The sequence below is a fragment of the Haladaptatus halobius genome (genome assembly GCF_020618475.1).
Lineage (GTDB): Archaea > Halobacteriota > Halobacteria > Halobacteriales > Haladaptataceae > Haladaptatus > Haladaptatus halobius.
The window spans coordinates 13,715-38,189 of the sequence record NZ_CP085342.1 but is presented as its reverse complement, the minus strand read 5'-3'; the positions used below and the strand labels follow the sequence as shown (position 1 = coordinate 38,189).

Sequence of the window (24,475 nt, the reverse complement as noted above, 5' to 3'; positions counted from 1 at the left end):
CATTGGAGAATTACTCATTCCTCCAAGTGTTGTCCCGTGAGGAGTTCGTTCTTCTCGTACTCCTCGCGTGTCTCGGTTCCGCTGATCTCTGTAACCTCCTCGGGAACCGAGACGACCGAGTATCCGACGTCCCGTCCGATAGCGACGGTGTCCACATCCGGAATAATCATTGTCTCGACGTTCGGATGGTCCTCGTAGACATCCTCGATCAGCTCTCGGCGCTCCTGTGCGGTGAGTGGATTCTCCTCGCCGAGTTCGGTGTCGCGGATGGCGATAATGACGTCCTTTCCGTTGTCAGCGGCTGAATCAATGATTGTCCGGTGGCCATCGTGGAGCGGTTGCCAGCGACCGATGAAGATGTGGCTCGGATTGGACTTGAGGTCCAGTTCCGTGTTGATCTTCTCGATACTCCTCTCCTTCGAGTGCGTCGCCGTCCGAACTTCGAGTCCGATCTCCTCTACCTCCGGCTCCTCGAACGGCGCGTCAATACCGGTAAAGCCCTCGATCTCGCCCTTACGAGCCTGCTCGTACATTCCCTTTACGTCACGTTCCTCGCACACTTTGACGGGTGCGTTGACGTAGATGAACGAGATGTCCTCGACCTTCTCGGCGATCAGTTCTCGCTGGGAACGGTACGGGGTGATGAACGACGCGATGACATCGAATCCCTGTTCGTTCAACGCTTGCGCGATTCCAGCAGCCCGTCTGAGGTTCTCGGTTCGATCCTCCTTCGAGAAACCGAGATCGGAATTGAGGGTGTTCCGAAGATAATCCCCGTCCAAGTGGACCGTATTCGGACCGATTAATCCCTCGGCGAGCGTCGTCTTTCCAGAACACGGCAGTCCGAAGAGCCATATGGTTTCTCCCGACATTAAGTGGTCCCCCCTGTGAGACAGGCGAGCCCACCTGCTTCTTTCCAAATTTCATCGACGGTGGTGGTTTCGACATTATACGCCTCGGCCAGTTTCGACTCCGCATTCGGTGTATCCTTGGACATGAGTATTACCTCGTCAGCCATAATCGTGAAGTTCTTGTCGTCAATCTCCACGGTCGTCTTGACATCGACGCGAGTCGCCCCGCTGCTGTCGCCGTCCTTTGCTGCTTCGCTCAGATCCATTCCGACTCCTCCGTGTATTCTAGTTCCTCGACCACCTCGGTATACGTCTCGTCAGCTCGATTGAGTGCGCTCTTGACGAGGTCCTCCCTGTCTCGCCAGCGAGCGTGTCTTGGTTCCTTTGTCGTCATCACCTTATTGGGGTCTTCGACGTTCTCGGATAGCAGTGCCGACTCGCCGAGATCGGCGAACTCGACGATCTTTTTGATAGTGGAGCTGGTGTCGGTGAGAAGATCCTCGAACCGGACTCGAAGGACGTCCTCGAACGCGTCGCGGCCATCGAGGATATGGCGGTGGGCTTGGGCCCACTGCATCAGGCAGACGTCGATGAGTTTTCCCTTGCTAACCCAGGCCGGCGGGAGATCGTAGCACCATAGTGAGCCGTTGTATCCTTCGAGATTGAGATCGTCTACGTTGTACGTCTGGAACCCTCTGTTCAGCCGCCACCCATCGTAGAGACCGTTGATCGACGCTGCTGGGTTCCGTGTGAGGTGAACGACTTTGACATCAGTCTCGGGAAATAGCTGCTCGCGGATCCATGGGAGTCGGTATGCATCGCCGCTCGCTTTCAGGACGAGCGTCCGCTCGAAGTCGTCCGCTGTGAGACCGCGCTTGTGACTGTGCGAGGAGACGAACGGTCGGTCCTCAATCGTTTCAGTTTTAAACGGACTGCTTGCGTCTTGCTCTGCATATTCATCGTATTGCAACGGTGGGATTCCGAACCCCTCAAGTATCTCATTGAGCGATTCTCCCTCGAGCAACTTTTCGTGTATTTGCTTGTATGGGAGGTCTCGATTGGGGAACTGCAATGGAAGCCGGATGAGCGTATTATCCACACGATGTGTTCGGTCGCCGGATCGTTCGGTTGCACCGACTTCGGCGAGGAGATCCGTCAGAAGTTTTTTCCTATCGAACGACTCGAAGTCGGCCGGAAGGACGTCGGACTCGAACGCTGGATAACAGATCCCGTTCAGAGTGTACCATCGGTCGTGTTCACCATCGAGGCTACATGTTCCTTCATGGTGTCGAAGGATATCGAAAAGAAGACTACTGCCCCCTCTTGGAGCCGTCACGATAAGCAGTACGCTATTAAAGTCGTCAACTTGATACTTCGACAGAATAGATTGTTTCTCCTCCGTGATAACCTCGTTTTTCACATGTTCGTAGTTCCGTTTGGCCTGGTCTCGGAGATCGCTTGGCGGATCTTCAAGACTCACTAACCATCACCTCCCGACGTGTTTACCGAATCAACCCATAATCGGAACCGACGGTTCAATTTCATCAATTGTATTCGAGCTGTCATGATTTGGTTATTCGTCGACCTTGACCCCCACAGCCTATAGACCGTGGAATTCGGTGTCCGGACTTCTGCTATTACAACCTTCAAGGTTTTAACCCGCACTCAGAGGGAACCGGCGATACACCGGGGGAACTTTAGTTTCCCTCTTGGAGCACTGTGCCCCGGCCATTGAGGTCCCGTCGGAAGCCGCGTTATCGCCGTGCAACAAACAGACCGTGTTCGTCGCCATCATCTGTCTGTCCAGGGACGGACCCCACCGACTCCATAGCAGTCTGAGTTACAGCGAGCCACACCAAAATGATTCTGGCAGGGAACGAGGCCCGATGTCGCTTGACTCCGCCTGAAGACGGGATATGCGCTTGAAACTTGCATCACCGTGGCAGCGACTGCAGCTTCCCATCGTGGGCTCGGTCGCTGTCAAGCGGAGATGATGGTCGTTCAAACCATCTTACCTGTCGTGGTTGTCGTTTCTGCTATGCGAGTTCGACGATATTCTCGTCTGTGATGTGGTCAAGATCGACAGCGAGGAGGAGCCCGTTGAATGCAAATACACAGATGTCAGCAAGACGAGTGGGATCGCCGTCGATTTCTTCAACGAGTCCAGCGGCTCGGGCAAGCTTTGTGACCTGGAGAGCGAGGCCATCGCCGGAGCGTTTGATCTTGTTGGGTATTGGTAGTTAGTCGAGCATACTAACTCAAGAACATTCGCCTTGGCAGATGCGCTCTCGGCTCGGCGTTTTTGGTGAGAAGCGTCGAGGCCGCGAATCCCCTCATGTGTATTCAGTTTCACTTCCGCTCTGGTTGGCTGAGGTCTTTATCCGTCGGGTACCAAGTGAAGATTGCAGTCAGCGTATTCCAGCAGACGACGTGGATTCTCGTACTCATCCCAACCCATCCTCCCATGCCGTCTGCTTACTCCCCTTGTCACAATGAGCTAAGTAGTGTCACGAACGGAGTTTGACCGAGGGTTTACCTGTCGTGTCCTCAAATTTGGTCGTACGAATGAGGCCAAATGGGAAATCGCCACTCACCCCACTTGCGCAAGAAGCGCTTGAGGCACTCGCAAGGAGGCTTCCAGATGAGGGGGAACTCACATATGAGCACGCGTATGCGATTCTCAAGGACGAAGAAGATCTTGAGCGGCCTGCTGCCGAGGATATCATTGGACGACTCTACATGAAGGGCCATCTCTATGAGGTTGAGAGGAAGCTCCGGCTCACGGATTACGGAGCTGAATAGCAAGAACGGCCCCGGTAGTGAGTGTTAACATGGAAATACATCGTGTCAATCGAATCGCTTTTCTTGATCAACTAGCCGGGCATGGGTTTCCCCCACTACCGCGTTGTGCTCTAATCGGTCCGTAGATGAGAATGGTATTGTCACTGCGGACGGTGACAAGATAGTCCTCGACCGTGAATCGCACCTCAACGTCACTCTTTTTCTCCGCGCTTGCTGTAATGATGTCTTTGAGTGCATCTGGGTTCACGTATTCGTACAACGAGAGTGTGGTCTGGCCACCTGCCGGCTCGATCACCTCAACGAGTGCCTCAACGACACCAACAACAAGCTCCGAAGTCGAAGATTCGAGGTCAATCGTCTTGGATTCCACCAATGTGTATTGGGGTGGTGGACTCGGTCCCGAGTGCTCCGTGGTGGAACCGAACCAGCTGGTCGTTTTCGTTCTCATTGTGTCGCTGTTCATACTTTTCATTCGTTCTCCAAATAGTTGAGTAACGGCCTCTTACCGCAGAATTTACCCATTAGAAACAAAAGCAATACTGGAAATCAAATTCGAAAAATATTGTGACATTATTTGATGAAAGGTATAATAAAATCAAATTATGTCTGACGAACTTATTTTATCCCCTATGTCGTTGGTGGAGATACGCTCTCACACAGTCCAGCGTGACGACATGGTCTGGCGCCATCACCCTGACGATGTCGTCGTGCCTGATCGTGAGAGTGGTTCTCCCTTCCTAGCTGTCCTTCTCGCCGGGTTGAGTACGTCTGTTGTTCAGCGTCTTCTGACTCCAGTCGCATACTCACAAATCGATTACTATCCACGTCGTAGACTCCCGCGTCTTCAGGCGCGGGAACATATCAAGACCTCTGGATTCACGATATATCTTCACCGGAGGTGTCAACGTGAGCGGACATTTACACCATCCTGGAAGTGTATGGGTATGACCTGATCATCATCGATAGTTTTGAGACGTACTGCGTGGTGAAAGCTCACACCTCAAGATGACTGACGACCCCTCATACAACCATCTTGCCTGGATCTTGGGCTGATACTCATTTAGCTGGAGCGTGCTCGCGAGAACGATTGAACGCGAAAGAAAAACAGACTATTATTTTTATCTGCGAAAGCAATGTGTATCTCCGTAAGAGCCGTACTTTCGTTTCTCCGCATCGAACTGATGTGGAGAAACTCGAAGGGAAACACCGAACAGTAGTCAGCAGATGATTTCTATCTAGAAAGGTGGAGATTTATGATCTCCCTCCTCATCTCTCCATTTAAGGTTAATACAAGAACACACTTCCTCCATTGATGAGAAAAATAATGGTGTGTTTAGCTATCCGCCATCGTGGCGTGTATCGATGCATCCACCTGGTCGTCCCTGGCTTCTACCGCTTCGTCAATTTCGTTCTGTGCATCCATCTCATTGTTTCCCGAATTTGTGATGTCTTTCCACGTATGGTTTCGTAAACCGCAATCACCCGAACTCCTGTCGGTCGTTCATACGTTGAATTGCCTCGGTTCACCAGTCGCGATTAATAGTTTCGCAGAAGCGGTAAGTACGATTACTCAACCGTAATCGGAAAGTGAGTAGACAAATGAAACGGTAAACAATATTTCGGTTTTATCCATGAAAGTCCCGTCGTCACATCCGAGGTCTGTTATTAGATGACTCGAGAATCAAAAGACGACACGACCACGTCCAACGAGAAGCCCGAACCGACAATTGAGACAGGTTGTGATGTGATTGACGAGACGGGAGCGGAAACCGAATTGACGGCTGAATTTACTAGGAACTCATTGCTAGATACGCATCGACGGCGATTCCTCAAGGCGACGGCAGTCACCGGCATGGCTGCAGGTTTCGGCGGTACCGCGGCCACACAAGAGACCACAACTCAGCAGGGGGATAACCAAGGCGATACGGGGTACTTTCCAGAAGGGCCGACAATCGGTGTCCAAATTGTCGGCGAGGGCATGACCCTACCAACAGGCTGGGCAATCGCTAACGAGGAACAAAACCGCCGGTTCATCACTGACCAGACTGGCGAAGTGTGGATCCATGGCGAGAACGGCATCCAGGACGAACCGTTCATTGACATTAGCGATCGAATAGTCGATCTTGGAACAGGATTTCGTGGGGATTACAAACCGAGTCTACCGGGCTACGATGAACGTGGATTACTCGGGATCACGTTCCATCCCGACTTCCAGAACAACCGTCGGTTCTTCCTTCATTATAGTGCACCTGCACGGCCGGGAACTCCTTTGTCGTTCGACCACACGGAAGTCATCGCCGAATTTACGGCCACTGAGGATCTGAACAAGGGGAATCCTGACTCTGAACGAACGATCATCGAGTTCCCTCATCCGCAATACAATCACAATGCCGGGGCGATCGACTTTGGCCCAGACGGCTACCTCTACATCTCAATGGGGGATGGCGGTGGGGCGAACGATACCTACCTCGGTCATGTCGCTGATTGGTATCAGGAAAACGAGGGTGGTAATGGGCAGGATGTCACTGGGAATCTCCTTGGGAGCTTCATCCGTATCGACGTAGACAACCAAGAGGGAGGCAAGCCTTACGCGATTCCAGACGACAATCCGCTGGCCGGCAGCGGAGACGGTCTTGGCGAGAACTGGGCCTGGGGTTTCCGAAATCCATACCGCTGGTCGTTCAACAATGGTGTGTTAATCGTTGGCGATCTCGGCCAGGATCTTTTCGAGGAGCATGATATTGTTACTAAGGGTGGCAACTACGGCTGGAACGTCAAGGAGGGTTATCATTGCTTCAGTACGGCAAACACTGGTCAGCCACCACAACAGTGTCCAACCCGGGCACCAAACGAACCACCGTATAACGGTCAAAACCTTATTGATCCATTCGTCGAGTATCCGCATGCCTACCAGGGGACGTCGGTGGGCATCGCAACCGTCGGCGGTGTCGTCAACTACGGGCAAGCCGTTCCCCAACTCCAAAACAGCTATATCTATGGTGATTGGACCGCCGATCCAACCCGCGAGAATCCTGACGGGAGGCTTTTCACGGCAGTGCCGCCGCAGGATAGCCCTGTTCGGAGGGGGCAAACGAATCAAGACAGTGGCGGTGGCAACCAGACGACCGGAAATCAGACCACAGATAACCAAACGACGGGCAATCAGACAGCCGGAAACCAGACTGCGAGCCAGGGGCCGGCCAACGTCCCATCAACGAAGCCAAGTATTCCGAACAAGATCCCGCGAACCTCCGGTGGCTGGGAAACGTCGGCCATTCAGGTTGCCAACACTGACAATGGGTACCTCAATCACTACGTCCTTGCATTCGGACGTGACCAAAATGGCGATGTGTACATCCTCGCCAATCAACGACCGATTCCGGAGGGGAACACCGGCGTCGTGATGAAAATCGTTCCCCCTGAGCAAGGCGACGACTTCACCGGTGGGACGACCACGCAAACAACAGGCAACCAGACGAACGGCGGCAATGAAATGACCACTGAGTGAACTCTTCCATACTGTCGCGCTCGGGGGTACTCACCCCTTGCTACGGAGGGAGCTTCCTAATTCTCCATCGGAATGCAACAGGAAGATGGACTTTTTAGCCTTCTCCGGAGACATGAACGCCAGCATTGATCGATAGATTTCTCTTCGAACAGGCCGATCGGCTCGATGTAGAGTTCCAGCTTGGCCGACGGGCGGGGTGGCAGCAGCTCGCTGGGGAATCGACGTATGAAAGCTACGGGCAAGTCGGGCACTCACCGGCACGGTACAATCTCCCCGGTCGGGTGATCATCGACGGCTCGAATACGTTCATGTGGAATCAGACGAATCTTGACGGCTGTCTGTATCTCGTGAAGAAGTCGGGCAAACCACTACAGGAGTTAGCGTGGTCGTCGATCGGGAATATTTTGACCGGGATCCAGATCCAGGAAGCACGTGAGCGGGGCGTGCTTGTCCCATGGCGTTCGTGGCGTCACGAGAAGTTCAAAACGATGCGCCAGCTGCACGACGCCGACCGTGGTGGGTTCACGTTTGCACCGGACGTCGGCCTGCACGAGGACGTCCACGAACTCGACTTTTCGTCGTTGTATCCGAATATCATCGTCACGCGGAACGTGAGTCCGGAGAAGATCCGCTGTGAGTGCCATGCTGATCGGGAGGACGTACCGGGTATCGGGTATTCGATTTGTGACGAGCGAGGCTATCTGCCAGATGTGCTTGAGCCGTTGATCGAAGATCGGGATGCGATCAAAGCTGAAATTCGCGAGACTGACGATGAGGAGCGTCGCGACGAATTGGAAGGTCAATCGAGTGCGATCAAGTGGATTTTGGTCTCCTGTTTCGGCTATCAGGGCTTCTCGAACGCGAAGTTTGGACGGATCGAGTGCCACGAGGCGATCAACGCGTATGCTCGGGAGATTCTCTTAGAGACGAAAGCAGTCCTCGAGGAGCATGGCTGGCAGATTGTGCATGGTATCGTCGATAGCGTGTGGGTGACGCCGATCGAGGGATAGGAACAGACGTCCCCGTCTGAGCTTGTCTCGGAGATTTCTAGGCAGGTCGAGATTCGCCTTGAACACGAAGCGCACTACGACTGGATCGCCTTTGTTCCGTTGCGTGATTCGGATGCCGGTGCGTTGACGAAGTACTTCGGGAAGGTTGCTGGCGAAGACGAGTACAAGTATCGGGGAATCGAGTGTCGGCAGCGAAGTTCGCCGTCGTATATCGACGATGCGCAGAAAGCGTTGATTCGAGCGATCGATGAGTATCGTGATCCGGAAGCGATCTGTGAGGAATTGCGGTCGTGGGTTGATCGGCTGGAGCGTGAGGCGGTTGATCCAAGCGAGTTGGTGATCACGAATCGTGTTTCGAAAAAGCGGGAGGACTACACGCAATCGACACAGAGTGTGGCAGCACTGGAGCGGGCGGCGGATTTGGGCTTAGCGCGTGCGCCTGGCCAGAGTGTGTCGTATGTGGTGGTCGACGATGCAAAGCACTCGCGAGAGCGAGTAATGTTGGTGGTTGAAGAGCCGACCGAGTATGATACCGAGTTTTATCGGGAGTTGATGGTTCGTGCTGCAGCGAGTGTGTTGTCGCCGTTGGACTGGCGAGAGAAACGCATTGAGCAATTCCTTGCGGATCACGATGAGATGAGCCTGAATTCGTTTCTCTAACGACTACAAGTTCATAAGATCGTTTTGTTGTACACCAGCATCCCATAGAAGCAAAAATCCCGGCCTTGTTAAGACTCACTCAGTGATAGATCTCAACGTCGTGCTGATTACAGGGCGCGTATCGACCGCCCCCACCCCTGTAAACAGTAACCGACTAGGATCGCGCAGTGGTTCTTGACGGAGGATCTATCCGGTCGGCCCCCAGTCCGTTCAGGGGTTCGATTACTTCGAGACGCGGATGACGTCGTACTCCGCGCTCTCCGGATTGTCGGTTCCGAATCGGGCGTTCACCGCGTAGAGGTTGCTTCCGAACTCCGCGATCGTCGTCGGCACATCGAACTCTGGATCGGTGATTTCGCGTACCACCTCACCTTGCGTCGCTCCCGGTTCGAGTTCCACCACGGCGATGAGATTGTCTCGATTTCGGACGACATACAGCGTTTTGCCGTCCAGCAGGATACCGTCACCGTTCCTCACCGTCTCGCCCCCGAGATCGATCTCCGTCGCGCGGCCCGATTCTGGATCGACCCGGTAGAGGAGCCCAGTGGTTGAGTTCACGATGATTAGGTACTTCGTGCTGGGCGGCGCGTCGATACCGTTCGTGTTGAACCCCGAAACAAAGTCGAACTCACCACCGAGCGAGATCTCTTCGACTGCGTTCTGATTAGGCAATCGTCCGGCCGGGCCCAGCGGCAGACGATACAGGAACGGCCGGAACGAATCGGTGAAGTACGCCGCCGTCGGCGTCACCACCACGTCGTTCACGAAACTCCCTGGGTCGGTGAGCTCGTACTCCTCGACCGTATCTCCGGTCTCAGCGTCATACACGAACGCCTCACCCGTTTCACCGCCGGCTACGAAGAGATAGTCACTCCGACGATCGTGTGACAGGCCAATCGCCACCCGATCATCGATACCTTCTACGAGCACCTTCCCATCCCCGGTTCGCAAATCGCCCCGGTAGATATCCCCTGATGCTAGTGATCCAACGAAGAAGGTGTCACCGCGGCCGGTGACTATTCCTTCCGGCTGGAACCCGTCTGGAAGTTCCAGCACGTCCGGGAATGTCTCACTCGACTTGCTCACCGGTGGTGGTGTTCTACTGTTGTGTTCGTAAGAATTGGCCAAGGCGGTGCCACTCCCGATGCCAACTATCCCGGCGAGAGAGATCACTCTCAACACTGTTCGTCGTTTGCAATTGATCCGGCCCTGTTTGTCTCGGTTCGATAACATCATGTTCACCTGTGTACCTGTTTGGATCGTTCATCCCAACGATCAAGCTTTGGGGAGTGGTCTTTCGATCCACTCGACCTCTTGTGACAGCCGGGAAAGGAGGCCTGTACCTAGAGGATGAACTGGTTGCGACGTTTGTGTCGTGAAGTATTAATACTATTGTATCAATGTTCATCTCGTCTATGGGATCGATGCCTCGGACAGACTTGTACCGATGAATTTCCGTGGGTTCACTCTGCCGATGGCAGGGTGCCGATTATATCCTCTATATCTGGCACACCATTCCTAACAGATCACTGGTGGGTGACGTTCAACTGCTGACTCGTCTGTTCGGAATACTTCTCCACGTTCTCACTCATGGCGTCCTCGATTGTCGCTAGTGGAAGTAGTCGATTATACCGTTGTAATAGAGGGAAATCGCGAGAGCGACCCCCTCCGTTCCGCAGAAATAGACGCAGAAACAGACGCACTCCACCGTAGCCAACCTATTACTACCACCATGTTTCACCGTCAAGGCGGTGTGAATCTCGGGTGGTGGTGCCGCCGAAGTGGGGGTTCGTCGAACCCCCGTGATTACAACGCTATAATTAGCGTCCTCCGTTCCCTCCCGCATTAGCTTCGTGAGCTCTCATCCATCCGGCGAGGTCGGGATGGGCGAACGTGATCTCGATGTGATGACCACCGACGCCTATTGCATCGTCGACCGACAGTGTTCGGGATTCCTTGTAGGTCACGCCAGGAACGCGTTCGGCCATTTCCTCCATGACGCGATACCCGTCGTTCTTGTACGCACAACCGTAATGCGTCGCAACCTCTCGATAGCCCAACCGTGCAACCATCACGTCATTTGCCTCAGCGACCTTCTTGGCGTGCTCAAGCACATCGAGGTACTTGTCCTCGACTTGCTGACTCTCCGCACGCTTTTCACGGAAATTGACGAGCTCGGTATTCTGTTCCGAGCGTTGGACTGTCTCGAAGAGTTGCTTCCCTGCATTCGAGGCTTCTGCAACAAGATTGGACGAATCGTCGTCAACACTCTCTTCGGTCTCGTAATCCCGCACGAGATTGATTAATCGGGACACCGACGCTCGCACACGGGCGTTCTTCTCTTCAACGTCGGTGAGATCGTCGACATCAGCTTGTATCGTCTCGGTCGTGTCTTGGAGACTACTGAGTTGCTGTCGATCCTGAGCATGCTCTTTCGCCGCCTCCGTGCGATAGTCTTCGAGTTGATCGACTCGCTGTTCGAGTTCGTCGATTCGCTCGTCTTTTTCGACGACTTCTTGCTCAAGGTCGTCAACACGGTCGGTAAGCGACTTGACGTGCTTGGCGAGGTCGCTGATCGAGATATTCTCAATACTCGAAGCTCCGGACGTGGTGGCGTCACTCATTTGCACGCACCTCCGCTGTGACTGCTGTGTCCTCTGCTGGCGTGGAGAGTCGGGGGAAGTGTGCAATCGTGGTGAGCGAACCAATACAACGCGCGGTCGTGTCAGTGGCGGTGTGGGTGTACTCGAGAACAGTCATTGGCGAATCGGAGTGGCTGGCGGTGCAGTGGTAGGTGGCTTGCTGGCGAGCGTCCTGTGCCGTCGTCGTCACCGGCGGTGCCGTCAAGACGAGCTGTGGTGCGTGACTTGTCACAGAGTGGGTCTCTCTCACCGTGCAAATCGTCCGTGGGAGGTCGGTCGTCGTGATGCGAACGCGATCACCGGATGAGAGGCGTTGAATGAGTGCTTCTGAATTGCGTGGATTCAGTGGCTTGGGAATGATCGAATGCCCGTCGGTACTCACGCCTGCTCACCTCCCGAGGGGTTGATGATGCACTCGACACGGGCACCCGTCCGAAGCCAGGTATACCGACCATTGGGCGAGAGATCGTAGTATTCGAGTGTGGCTTCGGTGTGCTCAATCTCGTTGTAGTAGGCGTACTGCAGGCGGTACAGGTCGTGGGTCGGTGTCGCGAAGTACAGCACGTACTCGCCTGGCTCTGGCCCGCGGCAGGTGAGTTCGGGCTCGCAGTGCTCACACTGATAGATGACGCCCGTCAGCGTGCGCTTCTCGGTATGGATTTGGATCGAGTCAGTGCATTCGAGGGCGAGAACCGTCTGCTGGTCGGTCATTGGTCGGCCTCCCGTTTTTGGCGCAGGCGCTGACAGAGCTGGCAGGGTGCGTACTGGTCGTCCTGTGCCGCTTCACGCGTGCAATAGGCGAGTGGATTGTCGGTATGCAGCGTACAGAGCGAGTGGTTGTCCGCGTCGAGTTCGTGATAGGCGAAAGCGTCGCCTGCAAGCTGGTCGACGATGGCGACCGTCTCATCGGCAGGATAGGGGTCGTTGGTGATGCGCTGGTTGCGTTCGGCATCGGTGAGGTTGCTGGTGAACCGGCTGTCACAGTAATGGGAGTCGGTGATCTGCACCGCGTAGGTGCCACAGTGTGGACAGCGTTCGAATGTGTCATCGATCTCCTCGGGGGTGATCGAGGTGGACGAGTGCGTCATTGCCCCTCCACCTCCGATGGCTGTTGCTCTCTGAGAAGGGCGTTCTGTGGGGGCCATCTACGCGTGCACCTCGGTTGAGGTGGTGTGAGTAGTGGCGTCGATGCCGTAGCACCGCTCGAGGATCCGCTGGTAGTGTGCGCGAGTTTCCGCTTGGGTTTCGCCCGGTGGTGTCGATGGCAGGTTTGGGTTGCCCGTTTTGGTTGTCGTGACCGAGCGGTAGGTGTCGGTATCCTCGGGAATCTGGAAGCCCTCCTCGCCGTAGTCGATCGGGCAGCGGCGTTCGAAGAATTGCTGGCAGTCTGCTGTGGCGTAGATGCAGTAGAGGTAGGGCTCTTCGCTGGTGGTCTTGGTTCGGGTTTGAAAGCCCACGCGGAGTTCGACGAGGTACGCGCGGGTGATTGGCTCGTCGGTGGTTTCGGGAGTGGGTTGATCCGGGTCGTGGGCCGCGGTTTCGGGGGTGGGTTCGAGGCGCTTGACGGGTTCGAAGACTGTTTCGCCGAATTGGGCCTCCACGGAGAGTGCGCCGCCGTTGGGTTTCTCGTCGAAGGACGCCATTAGTCGTGTCCTCCGAAAACAAGTGGTTGGTAGTCGATGCGTTTTTCTACGGAAGGGGTATTGCTAGTCATGCTTCGGTGTGGCCGAAGCGTGGGCGGCGTTGCAGCGCCGTCCGGTTTTGCACCGAAATCCCGCGCTTCTTACTCAATAGTCCATTACCTAGCCACTAATAGATTACGAATGTATGGTCTAATGTATTGTCTAAAAGATGGTCTATCAGTAAGAAATTTACGATAGCAAAGACAAGCGTAAAGTAACGATGAGACCGATGTCAAAATCAGTGAGCCTCAAACTCGACGGTGTCGATGGAGAGATTCTAGATGAACTCCAAGAAGGGCGGGCCAATAATCAACCATGGGGACGAAACACGCCAAAAAATCTCGGTGACGAGCTTGGATATTCGCGGCAGCATATATCAACCCGTTTAGGAATGCTTGAAGCTGCTGAATTGGTCAAAAATATTGGTGGTGGCGTCTATGAATTTGTTGCTGATCCGCGAGATAAGGAACACTAATTCCTCATTTAACCTGAGCTATGAGATTAGGAAGATCTGTTTATTGGCGTGTTCTCCATCAGTTAACGGTCACATCTGGCAAAATCGCCGTTGTGGTAGCTCCGTCACCCTCTCAGACCGTGTATCCCCGTGCTATGAGTTGAGGCCTGTTGCTGTCCACGGTTGCTGAAACATCTATCATACGTACGGGCATAGACCAGAGAGATTGTTGTAGGATTTTTTGGAAAATAGATCATTCGAAACTGATAGCCAGCGTACTGCATTGAGTGCGAGGCTTACCGGCACAGGGACTGAGTACGAATCGGCATCAACGTAGGTCGGTGAGCTGACTGTCCTTCATCAGTCTCGTATCCAGCTGAACCTCCGGAACCTGATTACGGGTAGGAGTAGGTATACGATGATAGCGAGGCCGATAATGAGACTTCCGACTCGAACAAGAATCAACGTATCTGTGACAATTTGAGAACTAGGACTGACGCCGAAAAAGAAGAATAGTGGAACGAACTGAGAGACACCGATTGCCCCGAACAGAACAACGAGCCATCTAAGCGTTTGAGGGATATCCTCCTTCTTGGCCGAGAGGTCATTATATCGTATCACCTTCTCACGAACGAAGTTCTGTATGGTTTCAGCATATTCTGAGTCAGCAAGATGTGATGGTTTCCCGTCACGAACGTAGTGCAGATGGACGTGGTCTGGACTTAGGTCACATTCGCAGACTAAGAGATGGTTATTGTCGTCTGTTTTTGCTCCAAATAGAATTGGACCGTCAATGTATTCCTCAATTTCCGTATTGTTTGCTAGCGGGTCTTCGTCAACAGCGAGTTCACAATCTCGGAATTTGTACTGAATTGCATCCTCGATTCCTTCCATATTGTCTCCGGCTGCGACAGAATTTTTCCGACAGATATTGATAGTCCGCGGATTTTGAACTTGAAGTAGCTCACTTCGAAGATTCTCCCAGAATTCGCCATCAAGGAATTCTGTCCACTTGAATGTCGCCTCCTCATCGGCGATGTTTTGCGGTTCGACGAACCAGACAGCAAATCGACTTTTGAGCGCGTCCGGCGAGTATTCTTCTACCCGTCGACCATTGAAAAAGAGCTGGAACACAAGTTCTCCACGGCCATCCGACTGGGCGATGAACTGCCAGCTTTCATCATCGATCTGTTTAAGACGAGTTTCCGCAAACCAGGATTTGTCATCAATTTCGTCTCCCCATGCTTTAGTGATGACCTCCGGATTTAGATGATACTTCTCTTCTGTGTCGCCGGTAGCAACGCCTTCTTCGATGACTTCCTGGGTCCGTGCATTGAAATACCGTTGCCAGCCCCGGTTCAGATCTGATTCGTTGACATTAACATCAGAGAGCATGTCCGTAATGTGGTCCTCGGTAAATTCGATATCCGCGATGCGCGCAGTGGATGGAACTTCACGGAGGCACCGGTTTAGGAATAGCACTTCCGACCTAGAGAGCATAGTCCTGTTCCGTGATCTTGATGATGTCGACTGGTGTCTGGTGTTGTCTGTTGATTATGTGTTCCAGGTGGTTCCACAGCTGTTCAAAGTCGGGTAAGGTGGATTGGAGTCCGTAGTCGCAGTAGTCCTCGAAAAACTCCTTTAAATCCGTCTCTCGTTGCGGGCGGTCGCTTGCCTCGGAGACAGCCGGATACTGACTGCCGTCCAAATCCAGCTGTGCCAGTTCGATACCGATATTGGCAATCACGGCTTCGTATACTTGGCTTTCGGACTCGTCGTACGTATCATCGGCGATGTACTGGTCGACGAGGCTACTGAATGCTTGCCTCTTATTGCTTCGGTAAGCGTCTTCGCCGTCGTACAGTTTGTCACGGGACCGGGCGTCAATGAACTCGTCAACAACCTTATCGTACGGCTTGAGATAGGCATGATTGTCTAGCGCAGTGACGATGTGGTCTTTCACATCGTTGACGAAGTCCGGCCGTGTGGGTTTGCTTGTGGAGATGTGGGCATCGTGGTAAACCCGAACCTGAACCGGTCGGGTATTTATCCCGTCATTATACTGGTGGTAGAATCGGACCTGGGTAATCTGTCCTCGCTCGCGGGCGGGAGTGAGAACTTCAGATCGGGATAATGTTTCGTGCCGGTCGCCCCTGTACTTGGCTGTTTTCAGGTTCCTATCGAGGAATCCGCTGTAGTCGAGCCCGGAGTTTTCTCCGTCCAGCAGGTTCTGGATCAGGAGGAGCTCGGTCTCTTGTAGACAAAAGCCGTCATTGTTGGCGGAGGCATTCCCCCACCGTTTCACGGACTGGTAGATTGCCTTCTGCAGCTTGCTGCTAGCCTTGGAGTTCGAGATCGCGATCAGGTCTGCGTCGGTGTATGCCCGGACCTCGACCGTATACTCATTGGTCTGCACGAACCGCTGGTAATCATTGAGGTCGAGATCTAATTCGCTCAGATCCACCCGTTCACCGTCGTTATCGATGACGTAGCCATCGTCAGTCAGTTCGAAGTCGTCTGGATGGTCCGTCAATCGGAACTGGATGTCGACAATTGTGCCTTCGTGGGTTTGGTAGTCACTGATGAGCGAAGAATACTGGAAATCTCCGCCGTCTGCGGCTGCTTCCGGTTCTGGTTCGGGTTCCTGTTCGGTTTCTATCTTATCGACCAGTTCCTGGTAAGAGAGGCCGTCAACCCGGTAGAACTGGAGATTAACTCGGTCGCCCTTTTCACCGAACTCCTCGAACATATCCTTGAGGAACGACCGATATTCCTCCGAGTCCACGTTCGACTTGATTTTTGACAGGAAGTCCGATTTCCGATTCTCCAAGATGACATCACGACTCAGTTCTGCCGTATCTAAGACGGATTCCACGATTTGATGGCCATCAGTCCGGAAATCCTTAGTTCGGATCCGACTCGCTATCTCTTCGTTAGTGTATTCCTCTCGAAAGAAAAGGAGATTTGGATCTTTACTCATCTTCCTCAATTTCTGTTTCTAAGACAGGCGATTTGTTGGCCGTCCGCTGGAGCTCTAACTGGTACTCACCCATTTTCGTGGCTGCTTCTTCAAGCAGGGTGTAGGGGTAGAAAATCTCGTTGTAGGCGGCGCGGACGTCTTGCTCTTCGACCGTCTTACGATCGCGGTCTTTCGCGTTTTTCACGGCTTCCTGCCAGACAACTTCGATAGTATTCTCAAGTTGGAGCTTGACGTAGGCAGACGAGTCACCACCGACCTGCATTTCTTCGGGGGTATACGCGCGGAGAAGATCATGGAGAGGGCTTTCCTTGATAGGATCATTTTCGTCCGTCGGCTCGTCACTCATATTGCGGTAACAGGAAACAGCATGTAATTAATCTATCTATTTCTGAGAAGGAAATCGACTTTTGATCCGGCAAAATCCTTTAGTCAGCATTGATTTCCACCAGGGTCACAGAACAAGAGCGCTAACGATAATCAGTATACTGTGACTCAAACATGAAGGAGAGATTTCCCGGTTCGACACCTATCTTCACGCCCGTCCTATTTCGCTATAGGACGCTGCCGAGCGGTCACTGCCGGAACTCGGACTCACAAATCACTCGAAGCATATCGTCGCTACTTGTTCTCTCCTCGGATTGTCCCTCGTACGTATGGCGAATTACGTATCTCAAATAACTACATAATTTATTATTCTCTATGAGAATGTCTTCAATATGAACCGAGTATCTGTTTCATCAAGCAACCTGAAAAGCGTTGGCTACGACCCTGAAAGCAGTACATTAGAAATCGAGTTCAACAACAACCGAGTGTACCGGTACTTCAACGACCCGAAATCAGTGTAACAAGGTTTAATGAATGCTGCATCACACGGAAAGTACCATCACCGACATATCAAAGACAACTATCGCTATTCGCAAATCCGATAAGCTCCATCCTCTGGTGATTCTTCTTGAGTAACTACAGTGACTGGATTCAAAGCGTAATATCTAGCGCGTTACCACAGCTTTTGACTCAAGGTTTCCAGCTCAATAATCGAGAACTGGCAACCCTCGCTTGGCTCGTAGTTTGTCTTATCATTCTCGCTGTGGACGCACTCTTGAGCCCCGATATACGTTCCACCTTGGTTGGGCTCCTGAGAATGGCTGTTGCTCCTAGGCTAGTTGCTATGTGGATTACCTATGGCGCATGGATTCTGTTATTCATCGTGATTGTAGATCAAGTCGTGATCTGGAGTCCCGTCCTAACAAAGGCTACCCTCGTGTGGGGCCTGACTACAGGGATCGCGATGCTCGTGGGGTTTACAGAAGCAGGCAGTCTCGAATACTTTCGGGAGGAACTCTCTAACGTGCTTGGCGTGATAGTTCTCGTTGAATTTTTTCTAAATGTAGATCCCTTCTCACTATGGTTCGAATTTCTCTTACAACCATTCTTATTCTTCTTCACAGTCGCTCCAGTTGTCGCCAGGGAGCCTGAACAACAGAAAACTTTGCGGCGCGTAAGGAACTGGGTTTTCCTTATTCTCGTGCTTGCGATTGTCGTTAATACCGCCCAATCACTGTCCACGTCATGGCAGACATTGAACTTGAAACTGTTCGCGCTCCAAGCAGTGTGGCCTATGCTGCTGGGCGTCTGGGTCTTGGTGTTTGTTTTCCCGCTTACGATTTTTTCGAGCTACGAAAACGCGTTCATCCAACTTAGAAAATCTCGCGAAAATCCTACGGGGCTGTGGAAGGCCAAACTTGGCCTCATACTGGCACTGAGGCTCCGACTCAAATGGATTCGCGAGGCAGCCAAAGGTGGTACTTATGAAGTCGCCAATGCGGAATCCGTCAGTGGTGCCTATGAGGCGGCCAAACATTACAAGGCTGATTTAGTTGCTGAAGAGCGTCAGGAAACAGCTTATCAGGAAGATCTCGTGCGTTATGCGGGGTCCACAGAACTTGGCGAGGAGGGTCGTCCCCGAGACAAGCGCGAGTTCCGGGAATCCATTCGTGCACTGAAACGGCTTCATACATCCCAAATGGGATGGTATGAACGTGAACTGAGGGGATACAAGCCGGATTTGATTGAACTCTTTGGAGATGATTTTACAAAGGCTGGTCTGGATATCCCTTCCGGAATCACGTTGGAGGTGTCTGACGATGGAGAACGGTGGTATGCTTGGAGACGGACACCAGGGGGTCACTGCTTTGCGATTGGAGCAAGCGAGGAACCTCCAAGTGAGTGGTTGTATGACGGGCCAGAGCCACCGCAGGACTTCCCAGGAATCGGGTCCGAGTGGGGAAATTCCCCCTTCTCTATGGATGAATACCCTAATTGGTATCTGTAATGCGATATGCATCTTGAGTGACTGCTTAAAGCATCTTCCACTCAACTAACGAAGGGACGCTCGACGTAATCCAGTTAGAATCTTGGTCAGTTATTCAGAGACTCATAATCCACTGACTATCCAACGAGATCTCATTCCAGAAATTTAGTTGAAGTGTGTTTGAGTAGAGATTCAGTCTGGTGCTATTGACTTCTGATCCCTCGTTTGCTCGGTAGAATCTTTGCTTTAAGTAGCTCATCTATCCCTTGATAAATAATCGAATCTGGTATCGCATCAATTGACCAGTGATCATGGTCAAACTGGTAGTATCCTAAAACCTCACCGTAGGAGGTCAAATGCCATTCCTTTCGTTCTCCTTGAAGAATGGGTAGTTGATCCCAAACCTCTCGGTTAGGATATTGATCATCCCCTGCCAGGTCACGAGCTATCCGAGTTACCAGGCTGGTTTTTTGGCTACGGCTGCCGATTTCTTTCGCTATTTCTGCTGAAGACCCACCGTTCTTTTCATATATTGTCGTGAAAATATCAATAGCATCAACTCCTCGCCACCGGTGCGATTTTATCTTGGAGCTATCTGATTCCAGCCATAAATCTAAACCTACCCTTCCAGGGATGCGTCGAGCCGTGAAAATGTTTAAAACTCGATCTTGAGTTACAAATTCGTCAATATCGAATTCATCTACATTATATTTCTGTTGAAATGCAGTAGTCGCGCCAAACGTTCCAGGGATATCATCAGATTCTATTTTAGCATCCATTAGATGCCACATCGTTTTCTCTTCGATGTCTCTAGAAGAACTCTTTGCCTTCTCATGCAGTTTTTCGACGGTTAGAAAATCCCTTCCATCGCCTTCGGCTTCGCTTTCGTCTTTGTGTAGACTGTCCTCATCTGTTTGTCTTTCTTTTAGCCGCTCTCTTAGGGATTGAGGAGAATCAATCAGTTCTTCCTCTGATAAAATTCTACGAATCTCCCTTCGGACCTGATTACGTGTTTCCTGCCATTTTTGAGAGTGCAGATGTGCGTTCTCTTTTTGATCAGACATACTCTCTCGATGTTCCTCCACATTTACTGCAAGAGATTGAACTCGTTCCAAAATTTCTTCAGTTTCGACATCGATTCCGTTCTGATCAGCGCGGCCCGCAATCAAGGTATCTATGTATACTCCCTTGACAAACCCAAAGATAACGTGAGCTAATAATTCCTCATACTCTACTTCCGATGGAAAACGTAAAACATCGTGAGCAAATCCTCCAATAAATCGACCAATATCTTGAACTGGTGTTTGAGGTCGCACTTTTGTGGATAATTGAAGTGGCCTCTTCTCTGGTGTTTCAATGTAATCCGGGGTCGTCTCTCGCAGAAGAACCTCCCAAAGCTGTCGCTTAATTTCGTCGTCGAGGTAATCAGACTTAGAAATCAGATCGGCATCGTCTACAAGTCGTGAAAACCGTTCTGGAAGGGCCACAGCTTTCGAGTTTACTCGGTTTTGAAGACGTGACTTCCGATAACCTCCTACAGTTCCACTTGATAAATATTCTTTTTCAGCGGTCGAGAGAGCTAAGGACTTCGGCCCACCACTCGAGCGATTTTCTTCGGGCATTTATTTATACTCTTGTGAAGGTACCTTCTCGGGATACATAAATTGTTCTCCGCACTCAAGTATCTACAACGATGACCGAACCATTCACCCTGACGATTATACTCGGTATCGCTGCGGTCTTCACGGTGGCTGTTGCAATTCTCATCGCCGTCGCCAACGCGAAGGATACAGTCAATATTGAGATTAATATCGGCCTTCCCTGACATTATTTCGGGAGCCGTTCAGTCCAGACGTAGTGGTTAAGTTACTACCTGAATTCGCTCCGAACGTTTTGTCGAACTCACCTTAACCTGTCCATCAAGAATTACACTGACCGCGTGGAAGAGCGGTTGGACGTCTTTGAGTATCCCGAGAACCTCGATTTGTTCATCCCGACCGGACAGACTGAGGCGCGCGCGGAGAAGACCGGGACAACATACCCGAACGATCCGGCGATTGACCGAAACCCTACCGCTGCCTCCCGCACGACGAGAAGGTCCTCGGCGTTCAAATTGAACCACACGCAAAGCCGCGGACCGCTCAGGTGGGAAGTACCCAACGACACATGGGAAAGTATATGAAATCCCGTCAGTCCCCGTCCTCAGCGTGTACCATCTACATCTGGAATATTCGGAGGGAAAGTGATGGCAACATCAGATACGCATTCCGGTTCGAGAGAAATCGCGAGCGTGTCAGACGTCCGGGGTCTTTTTTACTCACTCCTTGACGATCCGTTCGTCTGTTCGTGGTGATTCAACCGTGTGAAGACACCCGATGATAACTATGACGTCCTCCGAGACGAATACTTTAAGAACAACTCCCTCCGAGTGCTGTAACATTCTGTGTGATGAGCCCATCAACGTTGATAGGACAATGGGCAGCAATACATCGCAAAGCTATTGTTTTGAATTATACAATTACTTAATATGTTTGGGTGATAGTCTAATCGCTACAGTACTACATGAGCGACACAATTGATGTTTACAAAGTAATGGATTATGAACGAGAACTAACCGAGTTTCTCACATCATATGCTCCCGAAGAAGAGGTGAGGTCATATCCTATCTGGAAGCCATTAGAAGAAACTCGTGAAATGCTTGACCACTATTTTCGGACGGAAACATTCGAATTCACACCGGGGGTGAGAGATGTTGCTTACGCGGGTTTGTTAGCTCAGAAGGGGAAAGATTTGGAAGTTGTGTCACCAGACGGTGACAAAATTGACAAAGAAATGTCCGAAGTGTTTGCCGAGAGGATGTTAAAAGAAGAAAATCCCTGGGAAGCACTGTACGAAGTGGAAGTTGCATATCAATGCGAAAATGCAGGATTCAACACTAAATTAATTAATGAGGGTACAACTGGTGGCCCGGATATTTATGTAGAAATCGATGATACGACCATCGATATTGAATGTAAGCGGAGACGAGCGGGGAATACAGGTGATCCAACATACGACGAGGGGTTTACAACACTTAAGCAGAAAATATTAGACACCATTAATAACGGTGTTGACGGAGGTGAAATTCCTGAGCTTAGTTTTTATTTGGACCTTGGTGGTGAGGAGCCTCTAACAGAAGATATAGTTGACGAAGTCTCAGAAATTGCGATTGATGTGCTACGTAATAAGCAGGCCGAAAAGGAAGCAGTAATTAATGGGGCCATATATACGGCAAGATTGGAGGATTACTTTTACGGTGAGAAAATTTTAGAGATGGATGAGGACGATCTAAATACATTCACAGAGCTTCCAAATGAGAGGCACATAAGTAGATTCCTATCAGGATTTGACACCGAAGATTTGGATCCAGGGATGTATTTGGAACCCCGGTTCATGATCGACGAAAGCAAAAATGTTCATGGAAAAGGAATACAGGTGATCAATTTTAATTTTCCAGACATAGATGAAGATTACTATAGTCGAGTTTTAGAGGGTGTGATAAGTAGAGGACGTGGTGATCTTTCTGGTAGATCACCCTCTGCCCTCTTTGTTTATATTCCATCGTATGAATTCATTGATATGGGTCGATTTGTGATTGATGGATATCAGGAGGAACGAATACCACAAATAGAAAGATTAGAACAGCGGATCAGAGGTCAGTTAAATCAATCAAACAGCCTCAACGCTATTATTCTCAATTCTACGTTTGTGGAATTTGCTGGAAAAGGTATACAATATTCATTAGGAATTTCTTCATTCAACAACGAAGATCCTGAAAAATCCCTCCCTGACGAGTTTAGTGAGCATTTTCAATTGGATTAATATTCGTTCACATCTTTCTTGCGTTGAGATCTTACTAACCAATTGTATGTGTCATTTCTTATAGAAAATTCACAAAAATCGTAGCTATGTTGATATTTATACTAACATCAAATACTACCTTATGACTTAGAATACTGTGCTAAGAACAAGTATCGCGTTTAGAGTAATCTCTATACCGAGGAAAACACTGAACAATGAGGTGCAAGTACGGCTGTCCCAGCTGTCTGCAGCTTGTTCGGATCATAACGGTAGCTGACCCTTCGCGGGTCCATCTGAGTCAGTGTGGGCACCGTCTCATTGCCCCCGATACAGTGCTCGCAATGGGCGATCTGCACCCCCCCGTTCTGATGTGTGGCTGACGGACTTCCTCGCTGACCCTCACTATCTCCTGTGGTTGCTTTCGGTCCTCTCTCATTCTCTCACCCGTTCGCTTTCCGGTGGTGCAGGTGCTAACAGGAGTTAGTATAATATGCTAACCTAAGTGTACTCTCTTCCGCTTTGTCTGGCGATTAAAAACTTTTGTGCTCAGTAAAAAAATCTGGATTGTCGTGATTAGTCGTTTCCACTACCAGGGAAGCCACTATTGCCATTGTCAGCCTCATTCTGGAATTGATCGTTGACGTTCTGGGCGTTGGACGCGGCGAACTCCTTGTTCGAGTTGCTCTGTGTGCTGGCCTGTACCGCGACCGCATTACCGGATTCCACACCACTATTTCTATCCTGAGCAGGGGCTATACTGCTACTCGGATTCCCTGGTCCTCCATCGGTTCGATGGTCTAACCATCAAGAAAGAGTGAACCGGGCATACTAACGTGACTCGTGGGAGAAGGCTTCAAACTGCCCGAATTGATCATCGAGATTCTAACATCCCTCCTCTCCGCCACAGAAATCGCATTTCTTGTCTGAAAAACGACTCTGATAGAGACGTCCATCTCCGTCGCTATTACTAGCAACGATTTTCCCCCAACCAACTACTTCTCTGGAATCCACCAGATAACCACTCGTGGACTCAACTTTCCCCGCTTTACCTCTCCATTCTCGTGCAACTCTTCAAGCCGTCGATGCGCGGAGGGCCGCTCGATCTCAAGATTATCCGCCACTCACCGAGCGGTCACTGCCGGAAACTCTGATTCGCGCATCGCCGTCAGAATATCGTCGTCAGTCGTTTCCTCTGCAAATTGACCACGAGTATCGCGCTCTCTCTCGTCTGTCATCGTAGCCCTCAGTTCACTTTCCACCATCTTAAACCCACACACTACGTAGTACATCGATAGCTTTAATACCACGTACTACATAGTACTTGGTAAGGAAGAACGGTGCCCTCGGGCGTGTGGAAACGCGCCGGGTGCGCCAACACCCGGCACCGGTCTTCCTCAATGAAGACCAGAAGACCATGAGTACGAAATCGAGCGCAGGACTTGAAGCTGACGAGACGGCACAGAAACGCGCACAGTGGGAACAGTTCTCCTTCGACGTCGAGGCCCCCGGAATGGTCGAAGTGACCAACGAGAGCCACGACAACCCCGCTGAACACCAATACGTGGTCACGCTCGACGCCTTCCCCTCGAAGAATGAAGACGGTGCCGAACCAGAGGAGTGCGATTGTGACGGTCTCGGTGGCTTCCCGTGCTGGCCATGCGTGAGGACGAGGCAGAAAGAACTGCCGAAGTAACCCGCTTTAGATTCTTTTATCCAAGTCTCACTAATTGACATT

General features: G+C 51.4%; 23 protein-coding genes and 2 pseudogenes. 10 read left to right on the top strand and 15 right to left on the bottom strand.

Annotated features, from left to right (window positions below; genetic code table 11):
• Positions 1 to 14: 14 nt before the first annotated feature.
• From cysC to LIW51_RS37495, 3 genes are read right to left on the bottom strand one after another with little or no spacing between them, the layout of a single operon-like run.
• Complete coding sequence (gene cysC, locus LIW51_RS37505; protein WP_227380946.1) at positions 15 to 872, bottom strand: adenylyl-sulfate kinase; 858 nt, start codon at positions 870 to 872, stop codon at positions 15 to 17.
• Positions 872 to 1,117 (bottom strand): hypothetical protein, encoded by a 246-nt coding sequence (locus LIW51_RS37500; RefSeq protein WP_227380945.1) that lies wholly within the window; start codon positions 1,115 to 1,117, stop codon positions 872 to 874. The genes cysC and LIW51_RS37500 overlap by 1 nt, the downstream gene beginning before the upstream one ends.
• Positions 1,108 to 2,331 carry a sulfotransferase domain-containing protein gene (locus LIW51_RS37495; protein ID WP_227380944.1) on the bottom strand — a complete coding sequence of 408 codons (1,224 nt, stop codon included), beginning with the start codon at positions 2,329 to 2,331 and terminating at the stop codon, positions 1,108 to 1,110. The genes LIW51_RS37500 and LIW51_RS37495 overlap by 10 nt, the downstream gene beginning before the upstream one ends.
• Positions 2,332 to 2,920: 589 nt before the next feature.
• Here LIW51_RS37495 and LIW51_RS37490 point away from each other — a divergent pair.
• Positions 2,921 to 3,091, top strand: coding sequence for a hypothetical protein (locus LIW51_RS37490; RefSeq protein WP_227380943.1), 171 nt, complete (start codon positions 2,921 to 2,923; stop codon positions 3,089 to 3,091).
• A gap of 325 nt (positions 3,092 to 3,416) precedes the next feature.
• Entirely contained in the window at positions 3,417 to 3,653 is a 237-nt protein-coding gene (locus LIW51_RS37485) for a hypothetical protein (RefSeq protein ID WP_227380942.1), read from the top strand.
• A gap of 67 nt (positions 3,654 to 3,720) precedes the next feature.
• Here LIW51_RS37485 and LIW51_RS37480 read toward each other — a convergent pair whose 3' ends face one another.
• Entirely contained in the window at positions 3,721 to 4,023 is a 303-nt protein-coding gene (locus LIW51_RS37480; RefSeq protein ID WP_227380941.1) for a HalOD1 output domain-containing protein, read from the bottom strand.
• Between the two features lie 1,299 nt (positions 4,024 to 5,322).
• Here LIW51_RS37480 and LIW51_RS37475 point away from each other — a divergent pair.
• Together LIW51_RS37475 and LIW51_RS37470 are read left to right on the top strand one after the other, a co-directional pair.
• Positions 5,323 to 7,161 (top strand): PQQ-dependent sugar dehydrogenase, encoded by a 1,839-nt coding sequence (locus LIW51_RS37475; protein ID WP_227380940.1) that lies wholly within the window; start codon positions 5,323 to 5,325, stop codon positions 7,159 to 7,161.
• 140 nt (positions 7,162 to 7,301) lie between these two features.
• Positions 7,302 to 8,831, top strand: a pseudogene (locus LIW51_RS37470) (type B DNA-directed DNA polymerase); the annotation flags it as partial.
• Between the two features lie 222 nt (positions 8,832 to 9,053).
• On the opposite strand, the gene LIW51_RS37465 reads toward LIW51_RS37470, so the two are convergent.
• From LIW51_RS37465 to LIW51_RS37440, 6 genes are all read right to left on the bottom strand, one after another.
• Entirely contained in the window at positions 9,054 to 9,917 is an 864-nt protein-coding gene (locus LIW51_RS37465) for an SMP-30/gluconolactonase/LRE family protein (RefSeq protein ID WP_227380939.1), read from the bottom strand.
• Between the two features lie 734 nt (positions 9,918 to 10,651).
• Positions 10,652 to 11,455, bottom strand: coding sequence for a hypothetical protein (locus LIW51_RS37460; protein ID WP_227380938.1), 804 nt, complete (start codon positions 11,453 to 11,455; stop codon positions 10,652 to 10,654).
• Positions 11,448 to 11,855 carry a hypothetical protein gene (locus tag LIW51_RS37455; protein ID WP_227380937.1) on the bottom strand — a complete coding sequence of 136 codons (408 nt, stop codon included), beginning with the start codon at positions 11,853 to 11,855 and terminating at the stop codon, positions 11,448 to 11,450. The genes LIW51_RS37460 and LIW51_RS37455 overlap by 8 nt, the downstream gene beginning before the upstream one ends.
• A complete protein-coding gene (locus LIW51_RS37450) occupies positions 11,852 to 12,184 on the bottom strand; it encodes a hypothetical protein (RefSeq protein WP_227380936.1) in 333 nt (110 codons plus the stop codon). The genes LIW51_RS37455 and LIW51_RS37450 overlap by 4 nt, the downstream gene beginning before the upstream one ends.
• A complete protein-coding gene (locus LIW51_RS37445) occupies positions 12,181 to 12,561 on the bottom strand; it encodes a hypothetical protein (RefSeq protein ID WP_227380935.1) in 381 nt (126 codons plus the stop codon). The genes LIW51_RS37450 and LIW51_RS37445 overlap by 4 nt, the downstream gene beginning before the upstream one ends.
• A gap of 57 nt (positions 12,562 to 12,618) precedes the next feature.
• Positions 12,619 to 13,116, bottom strand: coding sequence for a hypothetical protein (locus LIW51_RS37440; protein WP_227380934.1), 498 nt, complete (start codon positions 13,114 to 13,116; stop codon positions 12,619 to 12,621).
• A gap of 280 nt (positions 13,117 to 13,396) precedes the next feature.
• Here LIW51_RS37440 and LIW51_RS37435 point away from each other — a divergent pair, with 280 nt between their 5' ends.
• Entirely contained in the window at positions 13,397 to 13,630 is a 234-nt protein-coding gene (locus LIW51_RS37435) for a helix-turn-helix domain-containing protein (protein WP_227380933.1), read from the top strand.
• Between the two features lie 339 nt (positions 13,631 to 13,969).
• Here LIW51_RS37435 and LIW51_RS37430 read toward each other — a convergent pair whose 3' ends face one another.
• From LIW51_RS37430 to LIW51_RS37420, 3 genes are all read right to left on the bottom strand, one after another.
• Positions 13,970 to 15,004 carry a hypothetical protein gene (locus tag LIW51_RS37430; RefSeq protein WP_227380932.1) on the bottom strand — a complete coding sequence of 345 codons (1,035 nt, stop codon included), beginning with the start codon at positions 15,002 to 15,004 and terminating at the stop codon, positions 13,970 to 13,972.
• 94 nt (positions 15,005 to 15,098) lie between these two features.
• The gene (locus LIW51_RS37425; RefSeq protein WP_227380931.1) at positions 15,099 to 16,589 is read right to left on the bottom strand and encodes a hypothetical protein; all 1,491 of its coding nucleotides are present in this window, start codon (positions 16,587 to 16,589) and stop codon (positions 15,099 to 15,101) included.
• Positions 16,582 to 16,935: a histone H3 family protein gene (locus LIW51_RS37420; protein WP_227380930.1), complete on the bottom strand. Its 354-nt coding sequence runs from the start codon at positions 16,933 to 16,935 to the stop codon at positions 16,582 to 16,584. The genes LIW51_RS37425 and LIW51_RS37420 overlap by 8 nt, the downstream gene beginning before the upstream one ends.
• Before the next feature lie 370 nt (positions 16,936 to 17,305).
• Between LIW51_RS37420 and LIW51_RS37415 the strand changes: the two are divergent.
• A pseudogene (locus tag LIW51_RS37415) lies at positions 17,306 to 17,518 on the top strand (KTSC domain-containing protein).
• Between the two features lie 23 nt (positions 17,519 to 17,541).
• Positions 17,542 to 18,921, top strand: a complete 1,380-nt coding sequence (locus tag LIW51_RS37410; protein ID WP_227380929.1) for a hypothetical protein — start codon at positions 17,542 to 17,544, stop codon at positions 18,919 to 18,921.
• A 182-nt stretch (positions 18,922 to 19,103) separates the two neighbouring features.
• On the opposite strand, the gene LIW51_RS37405 is transcribed toward LIW51_RS37410, so the two are convergent.
• Positions 19,104 to 20,522 (bottom strand): hypothetical protein, encoded by a 1,419-nt coding sequence (locus LIW51_RS37405; protein ID WP_227380928.1) that lies wholly within the window; start codon positions 20,520 to 20,522, stop codon positions 19,104 to 19,106.
• A 71-nt stretch (positions 20,523 to 20,593) separates the two neighbouring features.
• Between LIW51_RS37405 and LIW51_RS38920 the strand changes: the two genes are divergently transcribed.
• Together LIW51_RS38920 and LIW51_RS37400 are read left to right on the top strand one after the other, a co-directional pair.
• A complete protein-coding gene (locus tag LIW51_RS38920; RefSeq protein ID WP_255767766.1) occupies positions 20,594 to 20,725 on the top strand; it encodes a hypothetical protein in 132 nt (43 codons plus the stop codon).
• Between the two features lie 737 nt (positions 20,726 to 21,462).
• Positions 21,463 to 22,761 (top strand): hypothetical protein, encoded by a 1,299-nt coding sequence (locus LIW51_RS37400; protein WP_227380927.1) that lies wholly within the window; start codon positions 21,463 to 21,465, stop codon positions 22,759 to 22,761.
• A 552-nt stretch (positions 22,762 to 23,313) separates the two neighbouring features.
• Here the strand turns inward: LIW51_RS37400 and LIW51_RS37395 are convergent.
• Positions 23,314 to 23,466, bottom strand: a complete 153-nt coding sequence (locus LIW51_RS37395) for a hypothetical protein (protein WP_227380926.1) — start codon at positions 23,464 to 23,466, stop codon at positions 23,314 to 23,316.
• A gap of 625 nt (positions 23,467 to 24,091) precedes the next feature.
• On the opposite strand from LIW51_RS37395, the gene LIW51_RS37390 reads away from it, so the two are divergent.
• The gene (locus tag LIW51_RS37390) at positions 24,092 to 24,433 is read left to right on the top strand and encodes an SWIM zinc finger family protein (RefSeq protein WP_438267523.1); all 342 of its coding nucleotides are present in this window, start codon (positions 24,092 to 24,094) and stop codon (positions 24,431 to 24,433) included.
• The last annotated feature ends 42 nt before the right edge of the window (positions 24,434 to 24,475 follow it).

Bases quoted from the DNA above. Each gene is read 5' to 3' on its own strand.
- LIW51_RS38920 (WP_255767766.1), top strand. From the start codon at position 20,594: ATGACCGAACCATTCACCCTGACGATTATACTCGGTATCGCTGCGGTC.
- LIW51_RS37420 (WP_227380930.1), bottom strand. From the start codon at position 16,935: ATGAGTGACGAGCCGACGGACGAAAATGATCCTATCAAGGAAAGCCCT.
- LIW51_RS37485 (WP_227380942.1), top strand. From the start codon at position 3,417: ATGAGGCCAAATGGGAAATCGCCACTCACCCCACTTGCGCAAGAAGCG.
- LIW51_RS37425 (WP_227380931.1), bottom strand. From the start codon at position 16,589: ATGAGTAAAGATCCAAATCTCCTTTTCTTTCGAGAGGAATACACTAAC.
- LIW51_RS37460 (WP_227380938.1), bottom strand. From the start codon at position 11,455: ATGAGTGACGCCACCACGTCCGGAGCTTCGAGTATTGAGAATATCTCG.
- LIW51_RS37405 (WP_227380928.1), bottom strand. From the start codon at position 20,522: ATGCCCGAAGAAAATCGCTCGAGTGGTGGGCCGAAGTCCTTAGCTCTC.
- LIW51_RS37440 (WP_227380934.1), bottom strand. From the start codon at position 13,116: ATGGCGTCCTTCGACGAGAAACCCAACGGCGGCGCACTCTCCGTGGAG.
- LIW51_RS37475 (WP_227380940.1), top strand. From the start codon at position 5,323: ATGACTCGAGAATCAAAAGACGACACGACCACGTCCAACGAGAAGCCC.
- LIW51_RS37500 (WP_227380945.1), bottom strand. From the start codon at position 1,117: ATGGATCTGAGCGAAGCAGCAAAGGACGGCGACAGCAGCGGGGCGACT.
- LIW51_RS37430 (WP_227380932.1), bottom strand. From the start codon at position 15,004: ATGCTCTCTGATGTTAATGTCAACGAATCAGATCTGAACCGGGGCTGG.
- cysC (WP_227380946.1), bottom strand. From the start codon at position 872: ATGTCGGGAGAAACCATATGGCTCTTCGGACTGCCGTGTTCTGGAAAG.
- LIW51_RS37445 (WP_227380935.1), bottom strand. From the start codon at position 12,561: ATGACGCACTCGTCCACCTCGATCACCCCCGAGGAGATCGATGACACA.
- LIW51_RS37450 (WP_227380936.1), bottom strand. From the start codon at position 12,184: ATGACCGACCAGCAGACGGTTCTCGCCCTCGAATGCACTGACTCGATC.
- LIW51_RS37400 (WP_227380927.1), top strand. From the start codon at position 21,463: ATGAGCGACACAATTGATGTTTACAAAGTAATGGATTATGAACGAGAA.